This is a genomic window from Flavobacterium sharifuzzamanii (assembly GCF_003254585.1).
GTDB lineage: Bacteria > Bacteroidota > Bacteroidia > Flavobacteriales > Flavobacteriaceae > Flavobacterium > Flavobacterium sharifuzzamanii.
In genome coordinates this window covers 21,019-28,955 of record NZ_QJGZ01000026.1, presented here as the reverse complement: position 1 = coordinate 28,955, position 7,937 = coordinate 21,019, and the positions used below count along the sequence as shown (strand labels likewise).

8 protein-coding genes are annotated in these 7,937 nt (G+C 33.5%); 3 read left to right on the top strand and 5 right to left on the bottom strand.

Features of this window, described 5'->3' with window-relative positions; all coding sequences use genetic code 11:
• The first annotated feature begins 144 nt into the window (after positions 1-144).
• The 3 genes from pyrF (at position 145) to DMA14_RS00370 (ending at position 4,432) form a co-directional block, all read left to right on the top strand.
• Positions 145-966: an orotidine-5'-phosphate decarboxylase gene (gene pyrF / locus DMA14_RS00380; protein ID WP_111422255.1), complete on the top strand. Its 822-nt coding sequence runs from the start codon at positions 145-147 to the stop codon at positions 964-966.
• A 257-nt stretch (positions 967-1,223) separates the two neighbouring features.
• Positions 1,224-2,024, top strand: a complete 801-nt coding sequence (locus tag DMA14_RS00375; RefSeq protein WP_111422253.1) for an ABC transporter substrate-binding protein — start codon at positions 1,224-1,226, stop codon at positions 2,022-2,024.
• A gap of 914 nt (positions 2,025-2,938) precedes the next feature.
• Positions 2,939-4,432 (top strand): catalase, encoded by a 1,494-nt coding sequence (locus DMA14_RS00370; protein ID WP_111422251.1) that lies wholly within the window; start codon positions 2,939-2,941, stop codon positions 4,430-4,432.
• 194 nt (positions 4,433-4,626) lie between these two features.
• Here DMA14_RS00370 and purU read toward each other — a convergent pair whose 3' ends face one another.
• The 5 genes from purU to DMA14_RS00345 form a co-directional block, all read right to left on the bottom strand.
• Entirely contained in the window at positions 4,627-5,481 is an 855-nt protein-coding gene (gene purU / locus DMA14_RS00365; RefSeq protein WP_111422250.1) for a formyltetrahydrofolate deformylase, read from the bottom strand.
• A 105-nt stretch (positions 5,482-5,586) separates the two neighbouring features.
• Entirely contained in the window at positions 5,587-6,306 is a 720-nt protein-coding gene (locus DMA14_RS00360) for a DUF4197 domain-containing protein (RefSeq protein ID WP_111422248.1), read from the bottom strand.
• A gap of 130 nt (positions 6,307-6,436) precedes the next feature.
• A complete protein-coding gene (locus DMA14_RS00355) occupies positions 6,437-7,000 on the bottom strand; it encodes a hypothetical protein (protein ID WP_111422246.1) in 564 nt (187 codons plus the stop codon).
• A 28-nt stretch (positions 7,001-7,028) separates the two neighbouring features.
• Complete coding sequence (locus DMA14_RS00350; RefSeq protein WP_111422244.1) at positions 7,029-7,451, bottom strand: cytochrome c oxidase assembly factor Coa1 family protein; 423 nt, start codon at positions 7,449-7,451, stop codon at positions 7,029-7,031.
• A 131-nt stretch (positions 7,452-7,582) separates the two neighbouring features.
• Positions 7,583-7,927 carry an immunity protein Imm33 domain-containing protein gene (locus DMA14_RS00345; protein ID WP_111422242.1) on the bottom strand — a complete coding sequence of 115 codons (345 nt, stop codon included), beginning with the start codon at positions 7,925-7,927 and terminating at the stop codon, positions 7,583-7,585.
• Positions 7,928-7,937 lie beyond the last annotated feature (10 nt).

The window sequence follows — 7,937 nt, the reverse complement described above, 5'->3', positions numbered from 1 at the left end:
CAAAAACCAAAAACCAAAAACCAAAAACCAAAAACCAAAAACCAAAAACCAAAAACCAAAAACCAACCATCAACAATAAACCATCAACCATTAACTCATAAAACCATTATAATTTGTAATTTTGCCGCACAAGCAAAAAAGAATATGACAACACAACAACTACACGAACAAATTCTTCAAAAAAAATCATTTTTATGCGTTGGATTAGATCCTGATCTGACTAAAATTCCGCAACATTTATTAGAAACAGAAGATCCTATTTTCGAATTTAATAAGGCAATTATTGATGCGACTCACGATTTGACTGTTGGATATAAACCAAACACAGCTTTTTTTGAGGCATACGGAATAAAAGGATGGATGTCTTTGCAGAAAACAATCAATTATATCAACGAAAATTATCCTGATATTTTTACGATTGCAGATGCAAAACGCGGTGATATTGGCAATACTTCAAGCATGTATGCGAAAGCTTTTTTTGAAGACCTGAATTTTGATAGTGTTACGGTTGCTCCTTATATGGGAAAAGATTCTGTAGAGCCTTTTTTAGCTTTTGAAAACAAGCATACCATTATGCTTGCTCTAACTTCAAATGAAGGGGCTTTCGATTTTCAGACTTTAAACACAAACGGAAAGGAATTATACAAACAAGTTCTAGAAACTTCTAAAACTTGGAAAAACAGCGAAAACTTAATGTACGTTGTTGGAGCTACTAAAGCAGAATATTTTACCGAAATCAGAAAAATTGTTCCAGACAGTTTCTTGTTAGTTCCAGGAATTGGCGCTCAAGGCGGAAGCTTATCTGAAGTTTGCAAATACGGAATGAATGATAAAGTTGGTCTTTTAGTAAATTCTGCAAGAGCGATTATCTATGCTTCAAAAGGAACCGATTTTGCTGAAAAGGCAAGAGAAGAGGCATTAAAAGTACAGCAAGAAATGGCAGAGATTATTGGTTTAAAGTTTTAGGTTTAAAGTTTCAGGTTGCTTTACTTTGAATATAATTTTTAACGCAAAGTGCGCTAAGTTTTTTCGTAAAGTACACAAAGAAGTTATTCGCAATCTTGTAAAAGTTTTTAAAGTTCTCAAAGAAGAATGTAAGCTTTACTTTATCTAAGCTTTGAGAACTTAAAAAACGTTTATTTAAAAATTATAAGCCTTCGCGAACTCTGCGAAAAAACTTAGCGCACTTTGCGTTAAATTTCACATTCCAACAAATTTGAAACATGAAACAAATAAAAGACCAGCTTGGCAAAGTTTATACTTTCGAAACAGCTCCAAAACGTATTATTTCGCTAGTTCCTTCGCAAACCGAATTATTGTATGATTTAGGTTTAGAAGAAAAAATTATCGGAATTACGAAGTTTTGTGTTCATCCGTTTCATTTTAAATCAACCAAAAAGACTGTTGGCGGAACGAAGAAAATCCACTTTGAAAAAATAAAACTTTTAGAACCAGATATTATTATCTGCAATAAAGAAGAAAACACGCTTGAGATTGTAGAACAATTAAGTGCAATTTGTCCTGTTTGGGTTACGAATATTGTTTCTATTGAAGATAATTTTCAGATGATTTCAGATTTCGGACAATTATTCAATTGCAGAACTGAAGCCCAGAAATGGAATGATAAATTGGCTTTCGCTTTAAGCGATTTTAAAAATTATATAAAAGATATAAAGGAAAAAAAAGCTGCTTATTTTATTTGGAAAAATCCATATATGGTGGCTGGAAAAGATACTTATATTAATGAGCTCTTAAAGCTCAATCATTTTAAAAACATCTACGAAGACAAAGGACGTTATCCTGAAATCGAATTAAAGAAAATGCGTCTAGAAGGTGATCCTGATATTGTTTTCCTTTCTTCAGAACCGTATCCTTTCAAAGAAGAAGATGCTTTTGAAATCGGAAGGTTTACGCACCACGCCAAAACCATTTTCGTAGACGGCGAAATGTTTTCTTGGCATGGAAGCAGATTGCTAAAGGCATTTTCGTATTTTAAACTACTTCATGAAAGATTGAAGAATTAGTTTTAGTTTATTTTGTTTCAGGTTTCAGGTTTCAGGTTTCAAGTTTAACCGCAAAGAGCGCAAAGAATTACGCAAAGTACGCAAAGTTTTTAGACAAAGCTTTGTGAACTTTGTGTTTTTGTACAAAACCTCTTGAGGAAAAACTTTGCGCTCTTTGCGTTAAAATTATATTCAAAGTAAAGCAACTTGAAACTTGAAACCTGAAACAAAAGACTATAAAAAAAATAATGCCGACATCTCGAAGACGCCGGCATTATTTAACTAACCAAAACCAAAATAATAAATAACCAGTTTATTACATTACAAATGTCCGACATATATCAAACTTATGCTGTTAAGGTCTTGTTATTACTTTGTTGGATATAAGTTAATGTTCAAAACTTGAGGTTCAAAACATTTGTTTCAAGTTTCAGGTTTCAAGTTGTTGGAGCGTGTGGTTGAACGGAAAGAATGCAAAAGTTTAGGCAATTCAGATAGTCATAGGACAAAGTTTTTTTTACAAAGCTTTGCGAACTTTAAAACTTCTTTTAATTAAAAAATCCTTGCGCTCTTTGCGTTAAAACTAAGCGCATCGCATTGTAACTTGAAACAAAAAAAACTTGAAACCTGAGACAAAAAACTATAAAAAAAGAATGCCGGCATCTCGAAGAAGCCGGCATCATTTAACTAACCAAAACCAAAATAATAAATAACCAGTTTATTACATTACAAATGTCCGACATATATCAATTTTATGCTGTTAAGGTTTTGTTATTACTTTGTTGGTCATACGTTAAGATTTGTAAAATGGCTGTTTTGAGGTTTCTGCAGTGCTGGATAGTGTTTAGTTATTAAAATATAATAACAATCAATTTTGTTTATGAATGTGCTAAGGATAACTTTGTATATTTGATAAAACATTAAAAATCAGCAAAATGGAATCAAACAAAAAATTAACAACTGCAACCGGAACTCCCGTTCCAGACAATCAAAACATTCAAACAGCTGGCCCTCGCGGACCTGTTTTATTACAAGATTTTTGGTTTTTAGAAAAAATGGCTCATTTTGACCGAGAAGTGATTCCCGAAAGAAGAATGCACGCCAAAGGATCTGGAGCCTACGGAACTTTTACTGTTACACACGACATTACCAAATACACAAAAGCAGACATATTTTCTGAAATTGGTAAAAAGACAGAAATGTTTGTTCGTTTTTCAACTGTTGCAGGAGAAAGAGGCGCTGCTGACGCCGAAAGAGACATTCGTGGTTTTGCCATGAAATTTTATACAAATGAAGGAAATTGGGACTTGGTAGGAAATAATACGCCAGTTTTCTTTTTCCGTGATCCGATGAAATTTCCTGATTTGAATCATGCTGTAAAACGCGATCCAAAAACCAATTTAAGAAGTGCTGATAATAATTGGGATTTTTGGACTTTATTGCCAGAAGCTCTTCATCAAGTTACAATTGTAATGAGCGATCGCGGAATTCCGAGATCATATAGAGAAATGCACGGTTTCGGAAGTCATACTTTTAGTTTCATCAATGCACAAAACGAAAGACATTGGGTAAAATTTCATTTGGTTTCGCAACAGGGAATTGAAAATTTATCTGATGAAGAAGCTGCTAAGTTAGTAGGAGGAGACAGAGAAAGTCATCAAAGGGATTTGTTTAATGCTATCGAAGAAGGTAATTTTCCGAAATGGAAAATGTTCGTTCAGATTATGTCAGAAGAGCAGGCGAGAACGTATCGTTTTCATCCATTCGATTTAACTAAAGTTTGGTTAAAAGGAGATTTTCCATTAATTCCTGTCGGAGAATTTGAATTAAATAAAAATCCAGAAAATTATTTTGCAGAAGTTGAGCAGGCGGCATTTAACCCAGCTCATGTAGTTCCAGGAATTGGTTTTTCTCCAGATAAAATGCTTCAAGGACGTTTGTTTTCTTATGGAGACGCACACCGTTACCGTTTAGGAGTAAACAATTACCAGATTCCAGTAAATGCTTCTAGATGTCCGTACAACAGTTTCCACCGAGATGGAGCAATGCGTGTAGACGGAAATTACGGAGGAAGAAAACACTACGAGCCAAACAGCTTTGGCGAATGGCAGGAACAGCCAGAAGCAAAAGAACCTCCATTGGCGATTTATGGCGATGCTTATGCGCACAATTTTAGAGAAGATGATAATGATTATTTCACTCAACCAGGGCTTTTGTTCAATTTGCTGACAGAGGAGAAAAAACAGCTTTTGTTTAAAAATACTGCCGCACAAGTCGGAGGAGCACAGAAATTTATTCAAGTCCGTCATATCAGAAACTGTTATCAAGCCGATCCTGCGTATGGAGCAGGTGTAGCAAATGCGCTAGGAATGACAATGGAGGAAGTGAATGCCTTTGATGACCCGAGATTGGCGATTAAAGCGAGGTAAGTTTTTTTTAGGTTCAAAGTAGCAAAGGTTCAGAGTAGCAAAGGTTTTCTGAAATGGATTTATAAATTAAACCCGACAGGTTTTAAAACCTGTCGGGTTTGTTATTTTTAGATTGTCATTGTCCGACTGAGCGAAGTTGAAGTCTTTCTATATAAAAAAAACTTTGTCCCTTTGAACCTTTGCTACTTTGAACCTTAAGAAAAAACCACCGTCTTATTGCTATAAACCATTGTTTTTCTCTCAGCGTGCAGTTTAATGGCTCTTGCCAAAACGATACGCTCCAAATCACGGCCTTTCATGATAAAATCTTCTACAGAGTGAATATGAGAAACTCTTGCAATATCTTGTTCGATGATTGGACCTTCGTCTAATTCTTCTGTTACATAATGGCTTGTAGCTCCAATAATTTTTACACCGCGTTTAAAAGCCGAATGGTAAGGCTTTGCACCTGGAAAAGCAGGTAAAAACGAATGGTGGATATTGATGATTTTGTTTTCGTAAAGCGAAATCACTTTTGGAGTTACAATCTGCATGTAGCGCGCTAAAACAATAAAATTGATCTGGTATCTTTTTAAAAGCTCAATTTGTCTTGCTTCGCCTTCTTCTTTGTTATCTTTTGTAAAAGGAACATAGTGAAACGGAATGTCAAAACGCTCAGCAATAGATCGCAAATCGTTATGATTGCTTATAATCATCGGAATCTCCACACCCAATTCATCGGCACTGTAACGTCCTAAAATGTCAAATAAACAGTGATCGTATTTAGAAACAAACAAAGCCATTTTGGGTTTTTGCTCCTGATTGTATAAATCCCAAGACATATCGAAGTCGGTAGCAATGGTTTTGCTGAACTCTTCTTTTATGTTTTCAATATTACTGCCCTGATTGGTAAATTCACATTCTAAACGCATAAAAAACACATTCTGCTCTACATCAACATGCTGGTCGATATAGGTAATGTTTCCTTCTACCTTAGCAATAAAAGTAGTCACTGCGGCAATAATTCCTTTTTGGTCTTTACAATGAATGAGTATGGTAATTTTTTGCATTTCGGTCTTTTGGTTTTTGGTTAGTTGCAAAGTTACAAAGGCTCAAAGTTGCAAAGGTAGCTTTGTCCCTTTGTAACTCTGTGCCTTTGAACCTTACAAAAAAAACTATTTTCTATCCTGCATTGCAAAAACCTTTTGCAATAAAGGTGTTGTTCTTGCAGAGATGTTGTTTCTGATATCTTTTTCTTCAACAGCAATCATTTTAAAAACACCAGACAAAGCTTGATTCGTTGTATAATCAGTCAAATCTGGGTTTACTTTTTTTACTAATGGAATAGTGTTGTATTTTGTTATAATCTTTGTCCAAACAGCATCTGCGCCTACTTTTTCGAAAGAACTTTTAATTACTGGATTAAATTTAGCGTATAATGCAGTTGTGGTGCTGCCTTGCAAATAATTTGTTGCAGCATTGTCGCTTCCTAAAAGAATATTTTTAGCATCTGTAAAAGTCATATTTTTTACAGCTGTAACAAAAATTGGAGTTGCTTCTTTTACAGCATCTTCAGCGGCGCGGTTTAGCATTTTTATTCCTTCATCTGCAAGAGAGCTTAAACCTACTTTACGAAGTGTTGCATCTACTTTTTGTAATTCTTCAGGCATTAAAATTTTTACAGCTTCGTTTTTATAAAAACCATCTACAGCGGTTAATTTACTCACTTGTTGTGTAATTCCTTTATTTAAAGCTTCTTTTAATCCAGAAGCAATGTCTACAGTTCCTGTAGTCGGAATCTGAGATGCGATTTGAGGCAATTGATTTAAAGTCTGTTGTACCTGTGCGCAAGAAGTAAGCGAAAATGTAACGGCTAATAGTAAAATCTTTTTCATTATGGGGTTTTATTTAAGTTTCAAAAATACTACTTATTCAAAAACAACGCCACAATTTTATTTTAAGCAAACTAACATTTTGTTGTAAACTTAACATAAGAGAACTTAGCAACTTAAAGCCTAATTTTTTTTATGGCCAAGCCATTCGAATATTATCCTGCCAATAGGTTTTACTCGAAATATAAATAGGTTTTAACAACATTATAGGTTTATTATGAGCATCAAAATATTGAACTCGAATGATTTTTTCTTTAGAATCATCTTTCATATCAATATTTCCTTCAGCATCATCAATCAATTTCTTTTTTTGAAGATACAAAGAAGGTTTTTCAACAATATATTCTGTAACAGCTTCTCCATTTAGTTTTAAATTGCATCCAATCAAATTTCCGTTACTGTCAAGCGATTCTATTCTTCTCAAGTAATTATTTTCATAATAATATATTTCAAAAGCAATCCTGCAAGATCCTAACTGAAGTTTATTATGCTGCATTCGAAAACGCAGTATCTGGTTTTTAGCATTTGTAAATTCAATAGAGCCATTTCCCTGCGCATTAATATCATTGCGTAATATTTTAGCAGGTTTTGAAAATTGCTTAATTTGATTGGCGTAAACTTGGTAACTTTCGGAAGATTGTGCAAAAGAAGAGACACATAGGAAAAGTCCAAAGAATAGACTGATAAAAAATTTCATTTTATAATTTTGGTTTGATCAATAGATTTTATTTCTTCAATAAATCAATTTTTTCTTTTGTATTCTCAATATAAACAGACATTTCACTGTATTTCCATTTTCCTCTTTTTTCTCCAACAACAAATAAAGTTGCTTTGCCTTTCGGGCCTTTTAGCGGAACCTGTACATCGCAAGTGCGTACATCATTATGTGAAGTGACCGTTCCAGAAACCATTCCGTCTGTTTCGACAGGAGAACCGAGTTTTTCCACTACGAGTTTGTTATTTTCTACCGCTATCATAGATTCTTTATAGGCTTCAGAATCTTTAAGAACCGAAGTTACTTCATAGAAAATTCCTCCAATAAATAAAGCTGCTAATATAATAAGAGTTAAACACCCGCTGGGAATAAGCCATTTCCAGTTTCGGTTTAACCAGCTTTGTTTTGGCATTAGCTCATTAGAATCTTCCATATGTTTTGAGTTTTTGAGTGAAATTACAAAGCTAAAATAAGAATAAATTTTGTTGATATTCAGGTTTTTATATTAAATAAAAAATCACCTTATAATAGATATAAGATGATTTTAAATTAAGCTTTTGTATTTTACTTCTTTTTTAAGATCTGATCAATGTCAGTATCACATTCATTAATCAAATCATAAAAGCCAATATGTACATTTTCTTGGTATTTCCAAAACAAATCAGTTCCATAATCAGCATCAAATATTTCAAATAATACCGGCGCTATTTTATATATCGATTCAGCATTAACAATTAAAAAGTTGCTTGATTCACTAACGTAATTTTCATCGTCAATTTCAGATAAAATATTCCATCCATTTAATTCTTTAATACTACTTTTTTGTCTATAAGAATATAATATCGGAATGCCTTTTAGAGCGTTTTTAGATACTATAAAACCGCCGTATAAATCATTATTAATTTTCATGTTTTTTAAA

Bases quoted from the DNA above. Each gene is read 5' to 3' on its own strand.
- pyrF (WP_111422255.1), top strand. From the start codon at position 145: ATGACAACACAACAACTACACGAACAAATTCTTCAAAAAAAATCATTT.
- DMA14_RS00375 (WP_111422253.1), top strand. From the start codon at position 1,224: ATGAAACAAATAAAAGACCAGCTTGGCAAAGTTTATACTTTCGAAACA.
- DMA14_RS00370 (WP_111422251.1), top strand. From the start codon at position 2,939: ATGGAATCAAACAAAAAATTAACAACTGCAACCGGAACTCCCGTTCCA.
- purU (WP_111422250.1), bottom strand. From the start codon at position 5,481: ATGCAAAAAATTACCATACTCATTCATTGTAAAGACCAAAAAGGAATT.
- DMA14_RS00360 (WP_111422248.1), bottom strand. From the start codon at position 6,306: ATGAAAAAGATTTTACTATTAGCCGTTACATTTTCGCTTACTTCTTGC.
- DMA14_RS00355 (WP_111422246.1), bottom strand. From the start codon at position 7,000: ATGAAATTTTTTATCAGTCTATTCTTTGGACTTTTCCTATGTGTCTCT.
- DMA14_RS00350 (WP_111422244.1), bottom strand. From the start codon at position 7,451: ATGGAAGATTCTAATGAGCTAATGCCAAAACAAAGCTGGTTAAACCGA.
- DMA14_RS00345 (WP_111422242.1), bottom strand. From the start codon at position 7,927: ATGAAAATTAATAATGATTTATACGGCGGTTTTATAGTATCTAAAAAC.